19 protein-coding genes are annotated in these 19,311 nt (G+C 65.3%); 13 read left to right on the top strand and 6 right to left on the bottom strand.

Annotated features, from left to right (window positions below):
* Positions 1-2 precede the first annotated feature (2 nt).
* Positions 3-779, top strand: a complete 777-nt coding sequence (locus AC1ROK_RS12080) for a metallophosphoesterase family protein (protein WP_492847119.1) — start codon at positions 3-5, stop codon at positions 777-779.
* A 20-nt stretch (positions 780-799) separates the two neighbouring features.
* On the opposite strand, the gene AC1ROK_RS12075 is transcribed toward AC1ROK_RS12080, so the two are convergent.
* From AC1ROK_RS12075 to AC1ROK_RS12055, 5 genes are all read right to left on the bottom strand, one after another.
* A complete protein-coding gene (locus AC1ROK_RS12075) occupies positions 800-1,315 on the bottom strand; it encodes a Crp/Fnr family transcriptional regulator (protein ID WP_492847117.1) in 516 nt (171 codons plus the stop codon).
* A 39-nt stretch (positions 1,316-1,354) separates the two neighbouring features.
* Positions 1,355-2,611 (bottom strand): O-antigen ligase family protein, encoded by a 1,257-nt coding sequence (locus AC1ROK_RS12070; protein ID WP_492847116.1) that lies wholly within the window; start codon positions 2,609-2,611, stop codon positions 1,355-1,357.
* A gap of 99 nt (positions 2,612-2,710) precedes the next feature.
* Positions 2,711-4,228: an undecaprenyl-phosphate glucose phosphotransferase gene (locus tag AC1ROK_RS12065; protein ID WP_492847114.1), complete on the bottom strand. Its 1,518-nt coding sequence runs from the start codon at positions 4,226-4,228 to the stop codon at positions 2,711-2,713.
* A 37-nt stretch (positions 4,229-4,265) separates the two neighbouring features.
* On the bottom strand, positions 4,266-5,441 hold the full coding sequence (locus AC1ROK_RS12060; protein ID WP_492847113.1) for a glycosyltransferase: 1,176 nt from the start codon (positions 5,439-5,441) through the stop codon (positions 4,266-4,268).
* Between the two features lie 36 nt (positions 5,442-5,477).
* The gene (locus AC1ROK_RS12055) at positions 5,478-6,032 is read right to left on the bottom strand and encodes a polysaccharide biosynthesis/export family protein (protein ID WP_492847111.1); all 555 of its coding nucleotides are present in this window, start codon (positions 6,030-6,032) and stop codon (positions 5,478-5,480) included.
* A gap of 158 nt (positions 6,033-6,190) precedes the next feature.
* Between AC1ROK_RS12055 and AC1ROK_RS12050 the strand changes: the two genes are divergently transcribed.
* From AC1ROK_RS12050 to AC1ROK_RS12040, 3 genes are read left to right on the top strand one after another with little or no spacing between them, the layout of a single operon-like run.
* On the top strand, positions 6,191-8,284 hold the full coding sequence (locus AC1ROK_RS12050; protein WP_492847109.1) for a GumC family protein: 2,094 nt from the start codon (positions 6,191-6,193) through the stop codon (positions 8,282-8,284).
* 4 nt (positions 8,285-8,288) lie between these two features.
* A complete protein-coding gene (locus tag AC1ROK_RS12045) occupies positions 8,289-9,323 on the top strand; it encodes a polysaccharide deacetylase family protein (protein WP_492847107.1) in 1,035 nt (344 codons plus the stop codon).
* Positions 9,324-9,370: 47 nt separating this feature from the next.
* Positions 9,371-10,657, top strand: a complete 1,287-nt coding sequence (locus AC1ROK_RS12040) for a UDP-N-acetylglucosamine 1-carboxyvinyltransferase (RefSeq protein WP_492847105.1) — start codon at positions 9,371-9,373, stop codon at positions 10,655-10,657.
* Positions 10,658-10,846: 189 nt separating this feature from the next.
* On the opposite strand, the gene AC1ROK_RS12035 is transcribed toward AC1ROK_RS12040, so the two are convergent.
* Positions 10,847-11,053, bottom strand: a complete 207-nt coding sequence (locus tag AC1ROK_RS12035; RefSeq protein ID WP_492847103.1) for a DUF2842 domain-containing protein — start codon at positions 11,051-11,053, stop codon at positions 10,847-10,849.
* Between the two features lie 81 nt (positions 11,054-11,134).
* On the opposite strand from AC1ROK_RS12035, the gene AC1ROK_RS12030 reads away from it, so the two are divergent.
* From AC1ROK_RS12030 to AC1ROK_RS11990, 9 genes are all read left to right on the top strand, one after another.
* Positions 11,135-12,196: a COX15/CtaA family protein gene (locus AC1ROK_RS12030; protein ID WP_492847100.1), complete on the top strand. Its 1,062-nt coding sequence runs from the start codon at positions 11,135-11,137 to the stop codon at positions 12,194-12,196.
* 309 nt (positions 12,197-12,505) lie between these two features.
* On the top strand, positions 12,506-12,970 hold the full coding sequence (rplM, locus tag AC1ROK_RS12025) for a 50S ribosomal protein L13 (RefSeq protein WP_055878849.1): 465 nt from the start codon (positions 12,506-12,508) through the stop codon (positions 12,968-12,970).
* Positions 12,970-13,452 carry a 30S ribosomal protein S9 gene (rpsI, locus tag AC1ROK_RS12020; RefSeq protein WP_055878846.1) on the top strand — a complete coding sequence of 161 codons (483 nt, stop codon included), beginning with the start codon at positions 12,970-12,972 and terminating at the stop codon, positions 13,450-13,452. The genes rplM and rpsI overlap by 1 nt, the downstream gene beginning before the upstream one ends.
* Before the next feature lie 200 nt (positions 13,453-13,652).
* A complete protein-coding gene (locus tag AC1ROK_RS12015; RefSeq protein WP_492847097.1) occupies positions 13,653-14,678 on the top strand; it encodes a glycosyltransferase family 4 protein in 1,026 nt (341 codons plus the stop codon).
* Positions 14,679-14,731: 53 nt separating this feature from the next.
* Positions 14,732-14,998, top strand: a complete 267-nt coding sequence (locus AC1ROK_RS12010; RefSeq protein ID WP_326869790.1) for an autorepressor SdpR family transcription factor — start codon at positions 14,732-14,734, stop codon at positions 14,996-14,998.
* Positions 14,995-15,642 carry an SdpI family protein gene (locus tag AC1ROK_RS12005; RefSeq protein ID WP_492847094.1) on the top strand — a complete coding sequence of 216 codons (648 nt, stop codon included), beginning with the start codon at positions 14,995-14,997 and terminating at the stop codon, positions 15,640-15,642. Before AC1ROK_RS12010 ends, AC1ROK_RS12005 begins: the two co-directional genes overlap by 4 nt.
* A 360-nt stretch (positions 15,643-16,002) precedes the next feature.
* Positions 16,003-17,220: an LL-diaminopimelate aminotransferase gene (locus tag AC1ROK_RS12000; RefSeq protein ID WP_492847092.1), complete on the top strand. Its 1,218-nt coding sequence runs from the start codon at positions 16,003-16,005 to the stop codon at positions 17,218-17,220.
* Between the two features lie 145 nt (positions 17,221-17,365).
* Positions 17,366-18,331 carry an iron-siderophore ABC transporter substrate-binding protein gene (locus AC1ROK_RS11995; RefSeq protein WP_492847090.1) on the top strand — a complete coding sequence of 322 codons (966 nt, stop codon included), beginning with the start codon at positions 17,366-17,368 and terminating at the stop codon, positions 18,329-18,331.
* An 8-nt stretch (positions 18,332-18,339) separates the two neighbouring features.
* Positions 18,340-19,308, top strand: coding sequence for an iron-siderophore ABC transporter substrate-binding protein (locus AC1ROK_RS11990; protein WP_492847088.1), 969 nt, complete (start codon positions 18,340-18,342; stop codon positions 19,306-19,308).
* Positions 19,309-19,311 lie beyond the last annotated feature (3 nt).

Genomic DNA, 19,311 nt, shown 5'->3' with positions numbered 1-19,311 from the left:
CCATGCGCATCCTCGCCGTCGCCGATCTACACTACAACCTGCCGCAGTGCGATTGGCTCGTCTCGGTTGCCAGCCGCTATGACTTGCTGATCATCGCCGGAGACTTGCTGGACGGTAGCTCCCTGGTCACCACCAGCGCACAAATGGTGGTGGTGCTGAAATATCTCGAGCGGCTGCGCGCCATCGTGCCGCTGGTGGTCTGCTCGGGCAATCACGATCTCAACCACGCCTATTCGACCGGCGAGCGCTATGCGCGCTGGGTGCCCTACGCGCGCGGCAACGGGGCTCATGCGGACAATGAGAGCTTTGCCATCGGCGAGGACAGCATCACCATCTGCCCGTGGTGGGATGGCGATATCGCCAAGCACGCCATCGGCCGGCAATTGGCGGAAGCGGCGGCGACGCGCGGACGCAACTGGTTCTGGGTCTACCACGCGCCACCGGCAGAAGCGCCGGTGAGCTGGTCGGGCTCGCGCTACTACGGCGACGTGGAGCTCGCGGGCTGGATCGCCCAATACCAGCCGCAACTGGTGTTCAGCGGCCACGTGCACGAAGCACCGTTCGCCCGCGGCGGCTCATGGGCTTCGCGGCTGGGCGACACCTGGATCTTCAACCCTGGCCGGCAGGTGGGCGAGGTGCCGACGCACATCGTGGTCGATACCGAGCTCAGGCAGGCGGCGTGGTTCTCCTTCGAGGGGGCGGGGACGCTCGACTGGGGGAGTGGCGGCGTGCCGGAGGAAATGCTCGAGTGGCCGGCCTGGTTGCCGCGGGCAGCCTAGGGCGCGACCAAATCAATGACCTAGAGCCGCGGGTCGGGCTTGCCGTCGGCGCCGACCGGGGCGGCCGTCTGCGCCGGCAGTTGCTGGTTCACCAACGCCTCGAGCACTTCGTCGACCATGCCGAGGTGATCATCTCGGTCAGCGAACTGGTGCTTGAGATCGGCCAGATAGGTGGTGGCGTCGATCAGCCGGCTGGCAAGAATACGGGCAACGTGGAAGACGATCTCCGGCCGCATCTGCAGGAAACTCTCGGCATCCTCGATGCGGTGGACGGTCACCGGTTCGATAGCACGCACTGTGGCGCTATGTGGCCGGCCGAGCAGGGCGGAGATTTCGCCGAACACTGCGCCGGGCTCATCGACCAGCGAGACGCGGACATCACCGCGCAACACTTCGACGGCACCCTCAACCAGGATGTACAGCACGCCGCTGCTCGGACCCTCATTGATCAGCACGTCGCCAGTATCGTAGCGAACCTTGCCGAGGTCGACGGTAGAGGCGAGTACCGCCTGCATCGAGCTGTTCTGAGGTTCCACGGCTGCCCCTCGCTGTCGCATCTGGCAGCAATCATGCTCTCAGGGAGCCGGCGCCGCCAAGCCAAATCGCTTGTCGACCCCGCCGTAAGCGGCAGTGACGCCCCATATCAGGCCGGCGACGAGGAAGAAATGCCGCCAGTGGTCGATGTCGATGATCGCCGCCTCGCCGGCGAGTGGCACGAACACCGCGACCAGCGGGATCAGCAGCAGGCGGTTGGGACCGGGCCGGGCGATGAAGGTGGCGCTGCGCCACAGCGTCACGCCGATGAACAGGATGAAGGCAAACCCTCCACCCCAGCCATAGGCGTGCAGCACATTGACGTAGGTATTGTGCGGCTCTTCCTTGACCCGGAGGTTGCGGAACTCGAGCGGGCCAAGCCCGAGCGGATGCTGCAACGCCAGGTCGAACGCATAGCCCTGGCGGCCGAAGCGGCCGCTTTCGCCGGTATCGTAATTCTGCGATTGGGTCCTGAGCTCGATGAATGAGCGGAACTGCGGGATCGACAGGATACCGGCTGCCGCGACGACCAGCAGCATCAGGCCGGCCATGGCGAGCAGCAGCATGCGAACCCTCTGCCGGGCATGCGCTTCCAGCACGAACACCAGCACATAGACGATGGCGCTGGAGATGGCGATATGCCCCCAGGCAGCGCGCGAGAAGCTGGCGAACACCCCGACGACGAGCACTCCGTAGGCGAGCGCCGCCCAGATGGCGCGGCGCGGCGTCCCCAGCAGCACGCGCTGCAGCACGTACATGGCCGGGAGTACCAGGAACGGGCCGAAGACGTTCGGATCGTTGAAGAATGCTTTGGCGCGGTCATAGCGGGTGAACAGCTCGTGCCCGACGCCGAGATAGCCGAGCGTGCCGAGCACGGCCGAGAGTACGGCCGTGGCGAGGTAAGCGCCGATGATCAGCCGCATCCGGGCCTGCGGCGCGTCGGCAACGTAGTTCGCCACCCAGTACGAGGTAAAGAACAGGAAGATCGTCACCGCCTGGTAGACCAGCGCGTCGGGGATGGTGCTGAACCTCACCTGGAACGCCGCGATGATGGCGAATGGCACGAAACTCGCAAACAGCACCAGCAGCCCCAACGTCGAGCGGCGCAGCGTGAAGCCGGCGAACATCGAGACGCCGAGCACCGCGAGGAACGCCAGTTCGTATGGCGCCGGTTCGGTGATGACGAGCCCGCCGGCGAAGATCCAACCAACGACGAGGGCATCGAGCAGGGTGGTGGCGCGGGCGCGCAGCCAGGTGGCGGCGAGGACGGGGGAGGCCGTCGAAGCCGTAGCACTCATCGTGCCACCCACTGGGTGTCATCCCTGCGAAGGCAGGGACCCATTTCACGGCTCGCACCAGCTGCGAGTTGGGTCCCAGCTTGGCTCGCCCCGGTCATTTCAGAACGCGTTCTTGCGCTGGGTGAACAGCGAGATCGGGGTCATTGCGACGATCTTCACGTCCAGCCAGAGCGACCAGTTTTCAATGTAGTAGAGGTCGCATTTGACTCGTTGCATGATCTTGTCGACCGTGTCGGTTTCGCCGCGCCAGCCGTGGATCTGGGCCCAGCCGGTCATCCCGGGCTTCACCCGGTGGCGGGCGAAGTAGCCCTCGACCGCATCGTAGTAGAGCTGGTTGTCGGCCTTGGCCGCCAGCGCGTGCGGACGCGGACCGACGATCGAAAGTTCACCCAGCAGCACGTTGAAGAGCTGCGGCAACTCATCGATCGAGGTCTTGCGGATGAACTTGCCCACTTTGGTGACCCGCGGGTCGTCCTTGGTCACCAGTTTGATCGCATTGGCATCGAGCATGTCGGTCCGCATCGAGCGGAATTTCCACATGTCGATCAACTGGTTGTTGAAGCCGTGCCGCTTCTGGCGGAAAAACACCGGCCCCTTGCTCTCGAGCTTGATGGCGATCGCCGTCGCGATCATCACCGGGGAGAGCAGGATCAGCGCGGTGACGGCGACCAGTTTGTCGAACAGCCACTTGAACACCAGGTTCCAGTCCGAGATCGGCCGGTCGGCCATGTCGAACACCGGCACGCCGCCGACATAGGAATAGGCCTTCGAAGTGAAACGCAGCTTGCTCATGTGGGCGGAGAGCCGGATATCGACCGGCAGCACCCAGAGCTGCTTCAGCATGTCGAGCACGCGGTGTTCGGCGAACAGCGGCATCGAGACGATCACCAGGTCGATCCGGGTTTGCCGGGCGAACTCGATGAGCTCGACGACGCGCCCGAGCTTGGCGAGGCTGGCGACGGATTCGGGCGAGCGATCGTCGTTGCGATCGTCGAACAGGCCGAGCAGGTCGATATCGTCGCGCCCGGTGGTCTGGATCGATTCGATCAGCGCCTCGGCATCCTTGCCGCCACCGACGATAACGGTGCGGCGCTTGAGCTTGCCCTGCCGGGTCCAGTGCATCACCACCTGGTGCAGCACCATGCGATAGACCGCGAGCACGCCAAGCCCGGCGCCCCAGAAGGCGAGGATCCAGGGGCGCGACAGCGCGTGGCCACTATCGTAGAGCAGCACCAGCCCACCGAGCAGTGCGAAGGCGGCGGTCCAGCCGAGCGCTGTCTTCCAGAGCTGTGAGGCGCCGCGCCGGTAGGCCGCAATGCCGTGCAGTCGCAGCAGGTTGATGAACACCTGCGCCACGGCGACGACGCCGAGCGTGGTGACGACGCTGAGCAGGGTATCGCCGCCATTGAGCCCGAACAGCGCCACCCCGGTTGCAATCAACAGGACGATCTCCGCCACCTGTGCCACGCCGACGACGACCGCGGCGGAGTAGGTGGGGGCGATCGGCTGATCGGCGAGGGCAGCGGCAAGGTCGCTTAGCCGTGGTGGCGCAGCTTTCGGCTTGGGCGGCTGCGCGACATGCTCGAGGACGGCCTGCTGGGGGTCGAGGTGGAACATTGGGGGCTCTTCGTTGGGCTCTTGTTGTGTGGCGGCTCTAGGAGGAGAGGACTGAAGACGGAGCGAAACCACCGGGCGCGCGGGCGGCGAGAACCTGCCGGTAAAGCGCCTCGATCTGGTCGGTCATGTGCGCAACCGAGAAGCCGGAGCGGATATGAGCGAGCCGCATTTCGGCCTCGCGGGCCGCGGCGGCCGGATCGTCGAGAGTGGACTGCATGGCCCTGCGAAGCGCCGCGGCATCGGCGGCGGGCAGCAGGCTCGAAGCGGTGGGGCCGTAGATTTCCCTGACGCCGCCGACGTCCGTGGCGATCACCGGCCGGCCGGCGGCCGCAGCTTCGAGGATCACATAGGGCAACGACTCGGCAAGCGACGGCACGACGGCGATGCGGCCCAGATGCAGTGTCGGCCGCGCCGGCTTGACGCCGAGCAACGTGACCCGCCCGGTCAGGCCCAGGCTGGCGATCTGCGACCTGATCGCATCGAGATCCGGACCACCGCCTGCCATCACCAGCGTCGCTGGACGGCCGTCAGCGGCGCGGAGATCGACGAGCGCATCGAGCAGGTAGCTGATGCCCTTGACCGCGCGGAACTCGCCGATGAACACGAAATCGGCCGCCTCGGGACCGGGCACGATCGGCTCGAACTCCGCCGGCATCAGGCCGTTATGAATCACCGGGCCCGGGCAGGAGGGTTTGCCGATCTGCTCTGTGTAAGCCCGCTGCGCGAAACCGCTTTCGAAGACGATCGCGTCGGTGGCGCCAAGCAGCGCGCGCTCGATCATCCGAAACAGCTGGCCGGCGGCCGAGCCGGGCCGGTAGTTCAGCACGCCACCATGCGGCGTGTAGAGCGAAACGCGCTGCCGGGCGCCGATGCGGGCCAGCCGGGCGTTGAGCCCGCCCTTGGCGCCGTGGCCGTGCAGCACGTCGATCTGCAGCACGTCGGCGAGGCGGCGAATCCTCAGCGGCGTCGCGAGGTCGGCAGCCCCGAAAGTGCGGGGGATCGGCAACGAATGAATGCCAAGCGGCGCCAGCGGGCGGAGCTTTTCCAGCCGCTCATCGGTCAGCGCATCGGTGTGGAGGCTGTCGGCGACGATGCCGATCTCGTGACCGCGCGCCGCCAGTTCATGCGTCAGGTCGTAGACGTGCCGGAACAGCCCACCAACCGGGGCACGAAGGATCTGGAGGATGCGGAGCGGACGAGATGCGCTGGACATGGGCCAGCGTTAGAAGGGCCGGGGTTTCCGAACCCTTTAGAGCCAGCGCTCCGACACTACGATGGTATCTCCGGGGTAAATGGGGAAGTCGAGGTTGACCGATCCCTTCACCATCTGGTTGCCCTGGCGGCGGTAGATTACCGCCTTGCCGCGATCCGCCGTATCGGAGAATCCGCCCGCCGTACTGACCGCCGCACGCACCGTCATGCCGTAGACATAGGGGAACTGGCCGCCGTTCTTGACCGCGCCCTGGATGAAGAACGGCCGGTAAGTCTCGATCTCGACTGCAACACTGGGCTCGCGGATATAGCCCTCGGCCAGCGCCGCGGTGATCGAGGCGGCAGCGAGCTGGGTGGTCTTGCCACGGACCTTCACCGGCCCGACCAGCGGCAGCGCCACGGCGCCCCCATCGTCGACCTGGTAGCTCTTGGAGAGTTCGGCTTCGCCATAGACGCTGACCCGCACCACGTCGCCGGTATCGAGCGTGTAGGGGCCCTTCACCTCGACCAGATAGGTCGACGGCTTGCCGTTGATGGCACAGGCCGCAAGCGGCACGAGCAGCAAAATGAGAAGGAAACGCAGCCAGCGCATGGCTATCCCGAAAAACCCTGATCAGGGCGCCAGTGTCGCGGTGCTATGGTTAACATTCTGCTTAGAAAATCGCCGCGGGATCGTCAGATTGCGAGCGGCTTAACTGAATGCTTACCACGCTGGCCCCATAGCTCAGGGATAACAGTGAGGGCGGGCGAGTGAGTTCGGATTTCGAGCGCGCCGACGATATGCGGATGGATGTGGGGGCGCTGATCGCCGCCGTGCTGTCGCGCGGACTGCGCATCCTGCTCGTCACCGTGCTGCTGCTGGTCGCCTCTGCTGCGGTGCTGCTGTTCATTCCCAAGAGCTACGAGTCGTCGGCGAGCCTCTTGGTCGAGCCGCGCAGCAACATCTACACGCGCGCCGCCATGGACGTAACCTCGGCCGGCAATGCGGTGAACACCGAAGCGCTGATGTCGAGCCAGATCGAGCTGATCAAATCACGCGACCTGCTGCTCGAAGTGGTCGATTCGGAAAATCTCCGCTCGGTACCCGAATTCTCCAATGCCGGCTTCTCGCCCATCGGTTTCGTGCTGCGCCTGATCGGGCGCGGGCCGGAGCAGCGCAGCGTCGATGAGACTGTGCTCGGCAACCTTGCCGACCGCATGACGGTGATCCGTGAGCGCGATTCGGCGGTGATCTCGATCTATGTGCGCTCGATCGATGCCGAGCTCGCGGCGCGCATCGCCAACGCCATCGCCGCCGCCCATGTGAAGCGCCGCGGGGCGCAGTCGCTGACCGATACCGCCGACGCCACCGTGTGGTTACAGGAAGAGATCGACAAGCTGCGCCCCAAGGTGAGCGCAGCCGAGACAGCCGTCGCCAACTACAAGGTCGAGAACGACCTGTTCGTCGGCGCCAACAGCATCCCGGTGACCGACCAGCAACTGACCGTGGTCGCCACGCAGATCGCCGAAGCGCAGCAGCGCAAGAACGACGCGCAGGCCCGCTCGCAGGTGATCCGCGGGCTGCTCGACAAGGGCCAGTCGCTCGACGGCGTCAACGATGTCCGCAACTCGGTGGTGATCCAGGGGCTGCTCGAAACCAAGGCAAACCTGCAAGCCGAACTTGCGCAGAAATCGACGACCCTGCTGTCCAACCATCCGACCATCAAGGCGTTGAAGGCGCAGATCGGCGAGCTCAACAAGCAGATCACCAGCGAGGCCGACCGGGTTGCCGATTCGCTCGAGGCCGAGGCCAAGGTCGAGGCCGACCTCGAGCAGCGGCTGCGCGACGACCTGACCCGCGCCAAGCTGACGGCCGGTGACGCCACCAAGGGCGGCGTGACGCTCGACAGCCTCGAGCGCGAAGCCAAGGCGCAGCGCGACCTGTTGGAAAACTACCTCGCCCGCTACTCCGACGCGACGTCGCGCACGGCGTCGAACTCGGCATTGCCCGATGTCCGCATCGTCAGCGAGGCGGCGCCTTCGGTCGAGCCGGCCTCGCCAAAGATCCCACTGATCCTCGGCGCCGTCGGCTTCGTGGCGCTGGCGCTGCAGGTCGGCGCGATCCTGTTCGGCGAGCTGATGTCGGGCAGGGCGCTGACCGAGCGGACGCGTGCGGCAGGGCCGGAGCGGGAAGATCACGTCTATGACGCCGAACTCGCCCAGATCGACAGCGACATGGCCGACGAGGCGATCGACGGCGAGCTGGAGCATGCGGTGGAGTCCGGCATCGCCCCGCCGCCGGCAGCTGCCCGTCGGGCCGACGACGATCTGGCGCAGCTCTCGGCAGCCGTCACCACGCACCAGTTGCGCACCGTGCTGCTCGCCAGTCTCGATGGTGGCCAGGAAACGTTGGCGGTGATGGACCGGCTGCTCGAGGATGCGCTGATGAGCGATCTCAGCGCCGTGGTGGTGGACGCCGGCAGCGGCGAAACCAGCGCTCTGCTCGGCCTCACCGACCTCGCTGCGGAGCAGGCTGATTATGGCGACGTCATGCAGCGCGCTGGTGACAACCTTGCCGAAGTGCCCTGGGGGCGCCTCCCATCGCTCGACCGCCGCTCCTCCCGCCCTTCGATCTTGATCGAAGCGCTGGCCGATATCTATCACGTGGTGATCGTCGATACCGGTCGGGTCGGTGTCGCTTCCAGTCTGCCGCTGTTCGCAGGCGCCCGGGCGACCGTGGTGCTGGTCACCAGCGAGGACGCCAGCCCGGTGGCGATCGGCGTAGCCCGCCGCGATATCGCGGCGCTCGGCTTCGAGCTTGGTCGTGTCGTCCGCCTTCCCGCCGTCAGGGCGGACGTGGCCTAGGCTCGTGACAACGCTCAAGTACAGGCTGATCGGCGCCGCCTTCGAACTGTTGTGGGCAAGCGGCGTGACGCACCTGGTCCGCAGGCGCTCCAAAGCCCGCGGCGTGATCTTCACGCTACATCGGGTGCTGCCGGACGATCCGGCGGACTTCGCCCCCAACGCCATTCTCCAGGTCAAGCCCGACTTTCTCGCCTTCGCCATCACCCGCGTGCGCGAGCTGGGCTTCGATATCGTCGATATGGACGAGGCGGCGCGCCGCATCGAGGCCGAGGAGCCGGGCAAGCCCTTCGTCGTGTTCACCTTCGATGACGCCTACCGCGATAACCTCCGGTACGCCCTGCCGGTGCTGCGCCGGCAGCAATGCCCGTTCACCCTCTACGTACCAACGGCGCTGGTTGATGGGGTAGGGGAGGTGTGGTGGCAGGCGCTCGAGGACATTATCGCCGGCCAGAACGCGCTGGCCGTCACCTATGCCGGCGAGACCGAGTACCACGCGACAGCCAATCTGGAAGAAAAGCAGCGAGCCTATGACGCGCTCTACCGCCGGATGCGCACCATGCCCGAGGCGGATCGGGTCAAGCTGATCCGCGATATCGCAGGCCAATACGGGTTCGATCTCAAGCAGCATTGCCGCGAGCTGATCATGGACTGGACCGAGCTTCGGCACTTCGCCGCCGATCCGCTTTGCACCATCGGCGCCCATACCGTGCACCACTACGAGCTGGCCAAGCTCGGCCCGGTCGATGCCCGCAACGAGATCGAGCAATCGGTCCGCATCCTCAAGGCGCAGTTCGGCAAGACGCCGCTGCACCTGAGCTACCCGATCGGTGGCGCCGCCTCGGCCGGCCCGCGGGAGTTTTCGCTGGCCCGCGAGCTGGGGCTCAGAACAGCCGTGACGACGCGTCCCGGCGGGCTATATGCTGGGCACCGGCACAGCCTCCATTCGCTGCCGCGGGTGTCCCTCAACGGCCTGTTCCAGTCCAAACGCTATGTCGATGTCTTCGCGACCCCGGCCGTGTTCGCAATGCTGCCCGGTTGATCGCTTCTTTCTCATGTCCCTTCTCGTCCTGATTCCCCGGAGCTCTTATGGCTGACCTCATCGTCGATGGCGCGAACCCGGTGTCCGGCACCATCCGCCCGTCGGGCAACAAGAACGCGGTGCTGCCCATGCTCTGCGCCACCTTGCTGACCGACGAAGAGGTGACGCTCACCAACGTCCCCGAGATCAGCGATATCGACAAACTGGTCGAGTATTTCCGCTCCAAGGGCTCGCGCGTACAGCGCAGCCTCGAGGCACAGACGCTGACCATCCAGCATGACTTCAAGGCCTTCGCCACCTCCGACGCCGAACTGCCGGTGGGCATTCGCGCCGCCGTGCTGCTGCTGGCTCCGGTGCTGCTGCGCAGCGACCACCTGATCTTCGACACCGAGGCCAAGGGTTGTGCGCTGGGCGTGCGCGAGATCGACCCGCACCTCGAGATTCTCGAGCGCTTCGGCGGCACCATTGCCGGTACGCACCCCTACCGCATCGAGCGCCGCAACCAGATCAAGGGCGTCGACCTCTGGCCCGACTACGCCTCGGTCACCGCCACCGAGACCTTCGTGATGATCGCGGCGCTGGCGCATGGCACCTCGACCATGAACAACGCCGCCTCCGAGCCGCACGTACAGGCGCTGTGCGACATGCTGGCGGCGATGGGCGCCGATATCGACGGCATCGGCACCTCGCGGCTGACGGTGCGCGGCGTGGGCAAGCTCGTAGGCACCACCGCCCGCGTACCGGACGATCACCACGAGGTCGCAACCTTCCTCGCCATCGGCGCCGTCACCGGTGGCCGGCTGACCGTCGAGACCGACATGGGCCCGCAGCTGACGCTGATCCTCCGCCAGTTCGGTAAGCTCGGGCTGGAGTTCGAGGTCGAGGACGGCAAGGTCACGGCCACCGGCTGGACCCGCAAGGTCACCGAGCCCTACACCGCCGAGATGCTGCCCAAGATCGAGGCGGCGCCCTGGCCGTATTTCCCGGCCGACCTCTTGCCGCACGCCATCGGCATTTCGGTAGGCTGCACCGGCGACATCCTGTTCTGGAACAAGGTCTATGAGGGGGCGCTCGGCTGGAGCGCCGAACTCTTGAAGTTCGGCGCCCGCGTGCACCTCTCCGATCCGCATCGGCTGGTGGTGTTCGGCGGCAACCCGCTGCGCCCGGCAACGGTTGAGGCGCCCTACATCATTCGCGTCGTGGTGGCGCTGCTGCTGGCGGCGATTCAGATCCCCGGCGAGTCCCGCATCAAGAATGCCGACCCGATCCGCCGGGCCTATCCGCATTTCGTCGAAAAGCTAACCAAGCTCGGTGCCAAGGTGCGCTGGGAGTAAGGGGTCTTCGTAGCCGGTGCGTGGGGCTCCCCCCTCCCAACCTCCCCCACAAGGGGGGGAGGTGCCGTTCGGCGTGTGAGGCACGATCCAGCCAATCTCACCGGCCCGACACCTCCCCCTCGATGAGGGAGGCTGGGAGGGGGTGGGGCAGCAGACGCGATGCCAGGGCGATCGGAGACGAGTCGGGTGTTACTGGTCCGGCTTCGCCATCCAGCGGATGATCCAGGTCGCGGGGTAGAACCAGCTCATCCCCATCACCGCGAAGAAGCCGATCAGCAGCCACCACACCGCGGCGCCGAGGAAGCTCATGTAAATCCACATGCCGAGCACCGACCAGATGACGAGCGAGGCGAGGATCAGGACGGTGCCGAGGAGTTTGCGGGTGGACTGGGTCATAGCCTTGCTGGCGCGATGCGGCATCGCGCCCATTGAACGGGGTCGCTGCCGGGAGTAGTTCGGGGCCGAAAGGAACCCATCTTGGCTCTCAGCGCAACCGAACAATCCGTCACACCGTCGACGCCGGCGACCGACCGGCTGAAGCCGGTGCGCATCTGGCTCTACGGCATGGCGCTTCTAGTGCTGATCATGGTGGTGGTCGGCGGCGCGACGCGGCTGACCGAATCCGGGTTGTCGATCACTTCGTGGAAGCCGATTTCGGGCACCATCCCGCCGCTCAATGATGCCGACTGGCAGGCCGAGTTCGAGGCCTACAAGCAGATTCCGCAGGGCGTGCAGAATTCCTGGATGGGGATCGAAGACTTCAAGTCGATCTTCTGGTGGGAGTGGGCGCACCGCTTCCTCGGCCGCGTCATCGGCTTCGCCTTCGCCATCCCGTTCGTCGTGTTCCTGTTCCAGCGCCGCTTCAACTGGAACCTTGCCGCGCCGCTTGCCGGGCTGTTCGTGCTCGGCGGCTTCCAGGGGTTTCTCGGCTGGTGGATGGTCTCGTCCGGCCTGTCGGAACTCACTTCGGTGTCGCAATACCGGCTGGCCGCACATCTGGGCGCCGCTTCGCTGCTGTTCATCGCGTTGATCTGGGTGGCGCGGCGGCTCGAGCCCGCCAAGCCCGCCAAGCCCGCCAGTCCCGCCGGCTGGCCGGTCTGGGGGCTGCTGGCGCTGATCCTCATTCAGATCGTCGCCGGCGCCTTCGTTGCCGGGCTCGATGCCGGCATGGGCTACAACACCTGGCCGCTGATGGATGGAGCGCTGATTCCGCACGGGCTCGACGCAATCGACCCATTCTGGAAGAACCTGTTTGAGAACACCCTCACCGTGCAGTTCATCCACCGGATGATCGCCTATGCAGTGGTGCTCTATCTCGGCTGGCTGCTGTGGCGCCAGTCGAAGCGCGGCGGTTTTGGCGGCGTGCACGGCTGGCTGCCGCGCATCTCGCTGCTCATCCTGTTGCAGGTGGGGCTCGGCATCGCCACGCTCCTTAGCATGGTGCCGATCTCGCTGGCGCTCGGCCACCAGGCCTTGGCCTTCATGCTCGCCGGGCTGGTGACGGCCTATCTGGCGGATACGACAGTGCGCCGGGCCTAGGCACGACCCTGGCCCAGGACTCGGTGTCATCCCCGCGAAAGCGGGGATCTCCGTTTGCGATCGTGCCGTCGGCCAGAAAACAGAGGTTCCCGCTTTCGCGGGAATGACCCGGTGGACGGCGGCGACATTCGATCGGTGGTGATATTTAGAAAAATCAATGACTTAGCATGTGGTATCATAATACCGACAAAGCAAGCTATTGAAATTACAGCAAGAAATCTTTCCGCTTGACGCTTTCCAGTGGCGTCCGTATATCCGCGCCACGAATACGGGGCAGGGGACACTCTGCCTGCTTTCAAGGAAAACGAGATGAGCACCTACACGGCGAAGCCGGACGAGATCCAGAAGAAGTGGATCCTGATCGACGCCAAGGATCTGGTGGTTGGCCGTGTCGCCTCCATCATCGCCATGCGTCTGCGCGGCAAGCACCTGCCGACCTACACCCCGCACATGGATACCGGCGACCACGTCGTCGTGATCAATGCCGACAAGGTGAAGCTGACCGGCAAGAAGCTCGATCAGCGCCGGTTCTTCTGGCACACCGGTCATCCCGGCGGCATCAAGGACCGTACGCAGCGTCAGCTGCTCGAGGGCCGTTTCCCCGAGCGCGTGCTCGAGAACGCCGTCCGCCGCATGATCCCGGAAGGCCCGCTCGGCCGCAAGCAGTACGGCAACCTGCGCGTCTATGCCGGTGAGACCCACCCGCATGAAGCCCAGGCGCCCGTGAAGCTCGACGTCGCTTCGTTCAACTCCAAGAATGTGAGGGCCAAGTAATGGCCGAGACCATCAATTCGCTCGAAGACCTGGGCGCTGCCAACGTCGTCGCTGTTGCTGCCGACGCTCCCGTGCACGTGCAGAAGCTCGACGCGCAGGGCCGTGCCTATGCCACTGGCAAGCGCAAGAACGCCATCGCCCGCGTCTGGATCAAGCCGGGTGCCGGCAAGATCACCGTCAACGGCAAGGAATTCAACGCCTTCTTCGCCCGTCCGGTGCTCCAGATGGTGCTGCAGCAGCCGATCGTCGCCGCCTCGCGCGTCGACCAGTACGATGTCATCGCCACCGTTTCGGGGGGCGGTCTGTCGGGCCAGGCCGGTGCCGTCCGTCACGGCATCTCCAAGGCTCTGACCTACTTCGAGCCCGAGCTGCGCGGCGTGCTGAAGGCCGGCGGCTTCCTCACTCGCGACAGCCGCGTGGTCGAGCGTAAGAAGTACGGTAAGGCCAAGGCCCGTCGTTCCTTCCAGTTCTCCAAGCGCTAAGCTTCGAGTTCTCAGAATTTGCCGAGGGGCCGGAGCGATCCGGCCCCTTTGCTTTGTACTGGCGGGCAGCGACAACCCGACATTTGGTGGGGAGCACGGCCGCCGGCCCGTCAAGAGTGATCGCCGCGCTCACGGGAAGGGAAGGGTTGCCGTCGCTTGCCCCCCGCGATACCCATTGCCGCCCCTGAGTTGAGCCGCCAATGCCGCAGCCCAAGACCGTTCTCATCGTCACCGATGCCTGGCACCCGCAGATCAACGGGGTGGTGCGCTCGATCGAGCTGGTGATCAAGGAGATGGAGAAGCGCGGCATCGCGGTAAAGCTCCTGACCCCGAACGAGTTCAGGACCTTCCCGATGCCCGGCTATGGCGAGATCCGCCTGAGCCGCACGCTGATGAAGCCGGTCTATGCGCGGATCGAGGCCGCGGCGCCCGACGCCATCCATATCGCCACCGAAGGGCCGCTCGGTATCATGGCACGCCGCTGGTGCCGTAAGCGCCGGTTCGAGTTCTCGACCGCCTACCACACGCAGTTCCCGGAATACCTGCGCGCCCGCCTGCCGGTACCGCTGCGCTGGAGCTACCGGTTCCTGCGCTGGTTCCACGGCGCGGCGAAATACTGCCTCGTCGGTACGCCGCACCTCAAGATGCTGCTGGAACAGCGCGGCTTCACCAACGCGGTGATCTGGCAGAAGGGCGTCGATACCGAGCTGTTCAACCCGGCGCGGCGCGAACCGCTTGCCTACGATGGGCCGGTGTTCCTCTATGTCGGCCGCGTCGCGGTGGAAAAGAACATTGAGGCATTCGTCTCGCTCGACCTGCCGGGCACCAAGCTGGTGGTCGGTGGAGGGCCGAGCCTCGAGAAGCTGAAGGCCGAGTACCCCGACGTGGTATTCGTCGGCCCCAAGCAGGGCGAAGAACTGGCCAAGTTGTTCGCCTCGGCGGATGTGTTCGTATTCCCTTCCAAGACCGACACCTTTGGCCTCGTGCTGCTTGAGGCGCTGGCCAGCGGCACCCCGGTGGCGGCCTTCCCGGTGACCGGACCGATCGACGTGATCGGCGATGCCCCGGTCGGCGTGCTCGATCATGACCTCAGGGCCGCGGCGCTCAAGGCGCTCGAAGTGTCCCGCGATGGCTGCCGCGATTATGCGGAGCAGTTTTCCTGGGCCGCCAGCACCGACCAGTTTCTGCAATATCTGCCGGTGAAGGGCGAAGTTAGTTCGCCTTGACTCTAATTAGAGCAATCTCTAAATAAGCCCCCGTCGCAACGCGAGCGGGTCTTATGGGTATCAACGCCGTCTTCGAAGCGCTGTCGCACCCGGTGCGCCGGGAAATCCTCCAGCTCCTCAGGGGCGGGCCGATGTCGGCCGGCGCGCTGGCCGAGCACTTCACGCTGTCGAAACCCACGCTCTCCGTGCATTTCGCCAAGCTCAAGGAGGCCGAACTGGTGGCCGTCGAGCGGCAGGGCACCAGCCTCATCTACCACCTCAACATGTCCATTCTCGAAGAGGCGCTGTCCGGCCTCTTGAGCCTCAAGGAGCCCAAATGATGCGCCCGCTGTTCACCCCGATCCGCATCGCGCTGCTCGTCGCCCTCCTCGCGGCGTTCACCGCCGGCCTCGTGTTGGTCCCGGCCGACGCCATGCTGCCGGTCCATTGGGGCGTGAGCGGCGAGGCGGACGGGTTCCTGCCGCGCGAATGGGCGCTGCTCATCCCACTGCTGATGATCGTCCTTGTCTGGGCGATCTTCTACGTCGTCGGCCGTGTGGCCGAGCCTTCCGACGCCGCTGCGGGACGTCACACTGCGGGGGTGGTGATCACTGCGCTCACCGGCCTCGCGCTGGTGCTCGAGGCCGCTACAGTGCTGATCGGCATTGGCGTCGCGATCAACATGGTGCAGGTGCTTGGCCTGGCGCTTGGCGTGCTGCTGGTGATCCTGGGCAACGCCATGCCGAAATCCCAGCCCAACAGCTTCGCCGGCCTGCGCTTGCCGACGACTCTGAGCGACGCCGCCAACTGGCAGGCGACACACCGCCTTACCGGGCTGCTCTGCATGATCGCCGGCCTCGTGCTGATCGTCGCCGCGCTGCTGCTGCCCGCGCCAACCCTCGTCTGGTGGTTGCTCGGCTGCGTGTTCGCGCCGATCCTGATCGGCGTCGTGTACTCCCTGGCCTACGCCCGACGGCGGACTTGACCGGGAACCGTTTCCGCCACTAAAGCTCCGTAATCCTCGCTCACGGTTCGGACATGACTCAGGGAGTAGCAGCGCCAATCGCAGCCGCCGGCTTTGCAGCCGGAGCGGTCGCGCGCGCTAGCGCCCCCGCTCGCTAGCTCTCCCCGAGCGCCGCCATGCGGCTGGGGAGAGCGGAACCAAACGAGCCCGGCGGTCGTGATCGGCCGCTTAACCGAGTCAAAACCATAATTCCGCGATAATCGGCGCCTCACTGAAGGCGCCGCGGCATCAGGGAGCGCTTCCGGGAAAAGTTGCAGACTTTTCCGGCTCGGAAGCGTGACAAAGAAAGTCCCTAGTGCGTCGCGGTCCACCGAGGTTCCAATGAACGACGATTTCCACCGCATCCGCCGCCTTCCGCCCTACGTCTTCGCCCATATCGATCCGATCAAGGCCAAGCTCCGCGCCAACGGCGTCGATATCATCGACCTGGGCATGGGCAACCCGGACATGCCGACGCCGCAGCACATCGTCGACAAGCTCAAGGAGACGGTGAAGGACCCGCGCACCCACCGCTATTCCTCATCCAAGGGGATCCCCGGGCTCCGCAAGGCGCAGGCGAGCTACTACGGTCGCCGCTTCGGCGTGAAGGTGAACCCCGACACCCAGGTGGTAGCGACGCTCGGTTCCAAGGAAGGCTTCGCCAACATGGCTGCGGCGATCACTGCGCCGGGCGATGTGGTGCTGGTGCCCAACCCGACCTATCCGATCCACGCCTTCGGCTTCATCATGAGCGGCGGTGTCGTCCGCTCCATGCCGGCCGAGCCGGACGAGAATTTCATGCGCGCGCTCGATCGGGCTGTCAGGCACTCGATCCCCAAGCCAATCGCGCTGATCCTCAACTACCCGGCCAATCCGACCGCCTATACGGCGTCGCTGGATTTCTATAAGGAAGTGGTCAAGTACTGCCGCGAGCACTCGATCTTCATCCTCTCCGATCTCGCCTATTCCGAGATCTATTTCGATGACGAAGTGCCGCCCTCGGTGCTGCAGGTCGAGGGTGCGATGGACATCACGGTGGAGTTCACCTCGATGTCCAAGACCTACTCGATGCCCGGCTGGCGCGTCGGCTTCGCCGTCGGCAACGAGCGGCTGATCGCGGCGCTGACCCGCGTGAAGTCGTATCTCGACTATGGCGCCTTCACCCCGATCCAGGTCGCCGCCGCGTCGGCCCTCAACGGCCCGGACAGCGTCATCGAAGACGTGCGCACCGTCTATCGCGACCGCCGCGACGTGATGGTGGAGAGTTTTGGCCGTGCCGGTTGGAACATCCCGTCGCCCAAGGCGACGATGTTCGCCTGGGCCCCGATTCCCGATCAGTTCGCCCACCTGGGTTCGCTCGAGTTCGCGAAACTCCTGATCCAGGAAACCGGCGTTGCCGTCGCCCCGGGGGTCGGCTTCGGCGAGTATGGCGACCAGTACATCCGCCTCGCCCTGGTCGAGAACGAGCAGCGCATCCGCCAGGCGGCACGGAACATCAAGAAGTTCCTGCAGAGCCAGCCGAGCCACGGCAACGTGGTGCCGATCACCGCCGCGAAGTAAGGCGGACAGATCAGAGTTTGCAACGGCCCGGTCAGTGACCGGGCCGTTTGCTTGTCGGCGCTGCATCCCTGCAGCGGGCGGCGAATCCGCTTGCCCCAATAACATGACTGTGATTATCAGCTTTCAGCTTGCTGGAGGCCATGTCATGTTCCGCCCACTTCTTGTTGCGTTCGCGCTGTTGTTCGCCGCTGCTCCGGCGCTGGCGCAGTCCTTTCCAGTCACCATCAAGCACGCCTTCGGCGAGACGGTGATCGAGAAGGCGCCCGAGCGGATCGCTACCTGGGGCTGGGGCAACCATGATGCGCTGCTCGCACTGGGGGTGGTCCCGGTGGCCATGCCGTTCTCCACCTATGGCGGCGGCGACAATGGGCTGCACCCCTGGGTAGAAGAGAAGTTGAAAGAACTTGGCGCGGCGACGCCAGTGCAGCTTTCTGACAGCTCCGACATCCCGTTCGAGCAGATTGCCGCCCAGAAGCCGGATTTGATAATCGCAGTGTTCTCGGGCATCAGTGCCGAACAATACGCCCGCCTGAGCCAGATCGCGCCGACCGTCGCCTATCCAGACCAGCCCTGGAGCACGCCGTGGCAGGACGTGACCAGAATCGTCGGTCGGATCGTCGGCAAGCCGGCGGAAGCCGAACAACTGGTCGTCAATACGCTGAAATTCGTTGCCGACGAGGCAGCGAAATATCCGGAGATCGCCGGCACCACCTTTGCCGGGGTCAACGACTTCGACGGTTCGATCGCCGTCTATGACGCGCTCGATGCGCGCATGAAGTTCCTCACCGATATCGGGCTGGTGCTGGCGCCCAGCGTCACCGAGCTGTCGCCCAAGGACGGCTCGTTCTATTACCCGCTGAGCTACGAGCTGTTCGACCAGCTCACCAGCGACATCCTCATTACCTACTACGAGACCCAGGCCGCTTCGGACGAGTTCTTCGCAAAGCCCTACGCGCAGAGCCAGCCGCAGTATCAGAAGGGCGCTTTCGCCTCGCTGGTCGGCATCGAATATGTGGCCGCCGTTTCGCCGCCGAGCGCGCTGTCGTTGCGCTGGGGCTTTCCGCACTACGCCGAAATCATCGCCGCGGCCGCCCGCAACGCCAAGAAGTGAGATCTCACATGAAGCTGGTCCTCCACGCCATCGGGGCGCTGTTCCTCGCGCTGCTCGCTTCGCCTGCACTGGCGCAGAGCTTCCCCGTCACCATCAAGCACGCGCTGGGCGAGACGGTAATCCCGGCTGCGCCGCAGCGCATCGTGACGCTCGGCTGGTCCTCCACCGATGCTGCCATCGCGCTCGGCACTGTGCCGGTGGGCTTCCCGAGCTTCCGCTCGGCCGGCTTCGACAAGGACATCGTGCCGTGGGTAGAGGAGGGGATCGCCAAGGCTGGCGGCGCCACGCCCGTGACCTTCGATGACACCGCCGGTGCGCCGATCGAGAAGATCGCGGCGCTCAAGCCCGACCTGATCCTTGCAGTCTACTCCGGCATCACCGAGGACGAGTATAAGCTCCTGAGCCAGATCGCCCCGGTCGTGGCCTACCCCGAACATCCCTGGACGGCGACCTGGCAGCAGGTGATCACCATCTCCGGGGAGGCGATGGGCAAGCCTGCCGAAGCGACTGCGCTGGTTGCCGAGCTCGAGGCCTTCATCAAGGCCGAGGCGGCCAAGTACCCGGCGCTGTCAGGTAAGAGCGCCGTGACGCTGATCGACTACAATGGCGCTGCTGCCATCCATTCGGCCGACGACGCGCGTGCCAAGCTCCTGGCGCTGGCCGGGCTGGTGATCCCGGAGCGCTCGCCGGCCGGCGGCGAGCTGCAGGGCTTCTGGTATCCGCTGAGCTACGAGAATTTCGACCAGATCCCCGCCGACATCCTGATCGGCTTCTTCAACTCGCCCGAGCTGGCCGACGAGTTCTTCGCCCGCCCCTATATCGCGGCCGCTTCGCAGGTGAAGAGCGGCGCTTATGTGAAGATGGACGACCGCATCCTCAACATGTCGGTGATCTCTTCGAGCGCCCTGTCGATCAGGTGGGGCATGCCGCGCTACTTCGAAAAGATCGCCGCAGCGGCCGAACAGGTGGGGAAGTAAGCG

Source organism: Devosia sp. GW821-FHT12F11, assembly GCF_058806655.1.
The sequence above is the reverse complement of the archived record's forward strand: the minus strand, read 5'-3'. Positions and strand labels throughout refer to the sequence as shown.

Excerpts from the sequence above, each read along its gene's own strand:
- AC1ROK_RS12080 (WP_492847119.1), top strand. The coding sequence starts at position 3 with ATGCGCATCCTCGCCGTCGCCGATCTACACTACAACCTGCCGCAGTGC.
- AC1ROK_RS12070 (WP_492847116.1), bottom strand. The coding sequence starts at position 2,611 with ATGAGTGCTACGGCTTCGACGGCCTCCCCCGTCCTCGCCGCCACCTGG.
- AC1ROK_RS12065 (WP_492847114.1), bottom strand. The coding sequence starts at position 4,228 with ATGTTCCACCTCGACCCCCAGCAGGCCGTCCTCGAGCATGTCGCGCAG.
- AC1ROK_RS12060 (WP_492847113.1), bottom strand. The coding sequence starts at position 5,441 with ATGTCCAGCGCATCTCGTCCGCTCCGCATCCTCCAGATCCTTCGTGCC.
- AC1ROK_RS12055 (WP_492847111.1), bottom strand. The coding sequence starts at position 6,032 with ATGCGCTGGCTGCGTTTCCTTCTCATTTTGCTGCTCGTGCCGCTTGCG.
- AC1ROK_RS12040 (WP_492847105.1), top strand. The coding sequence starts at position 9,371 with ATGGCTGACCTCATCGTCGATGGCGCGAACCCGGTGTCCGGCACCATC.
- AC1ROK_RS12035 (WP_492847103.1), bottom strand. The coding sequence starts at position 11,053 with ATGACCCAGTCCACCCGCAAACTCCTCGGCACCGTCCTGATCCTCGCC.
- rplM (WP_055878849.1), top strand. The coding sequence starts at position 12,506 with ATGAGCACCTACACGGCGAAGCCGGACGAGATCCAGAAGAAGTGGATC.
- rpsI (WP_055878846.1), top strand. The coding sequence starts at position 12,970 with ATGGCCGAGACCATCAATTCGCTCGAAGACCTGGGCGCTGCCAACGTC.
- AC1ROK_RS12015 (WP_492847097.1), top strand. The coding sequence starts at position 13,653 with ATGCCGCAGCCCAAGACCGTTCTCATCGTCACCGATGCCTGGCACCCG.
- AC1ROK_RS12010 (WP_326869790.1), top strand. The coding sequence starts at position 14,732 with ATGGGTATCAACGCCGTCTTCGAAGCGCTGTCGCACCCGGTGCGCCGG.
- AC1ROK_RS12005 (WP_492847094.1), top strand. The coding sequence starts at position 14,995 with ATGATGCGCCCGCTGTTCACCCCGATCCGCATCGCGCTGCTCGTCGCC.
- AC1ROK_RS12000 (WP_492847092.1), top strand. The coding sequence starts at position 16,003 with ATGAACGACGATTTCCACCGCATCCGCCGCCTTCCGCCCTACGTCTTC.
- AC1ROK_RS11995 (WP_492847090.1), top strand. The coding sequence starts at position 17,366 with ATGTTCCGCCCACTTCTTGTTGCGTTCGCGCTGTTGTTCGCCGCTGCT.
- AC1ROK_RS11990 (WP_492847088.1), top strand. The coding sequence starts at position 18,340 with ATGAAGCTGGTCCTCCACGCCATCGGGGCGCTGTTCCTCGCGCTGCTC.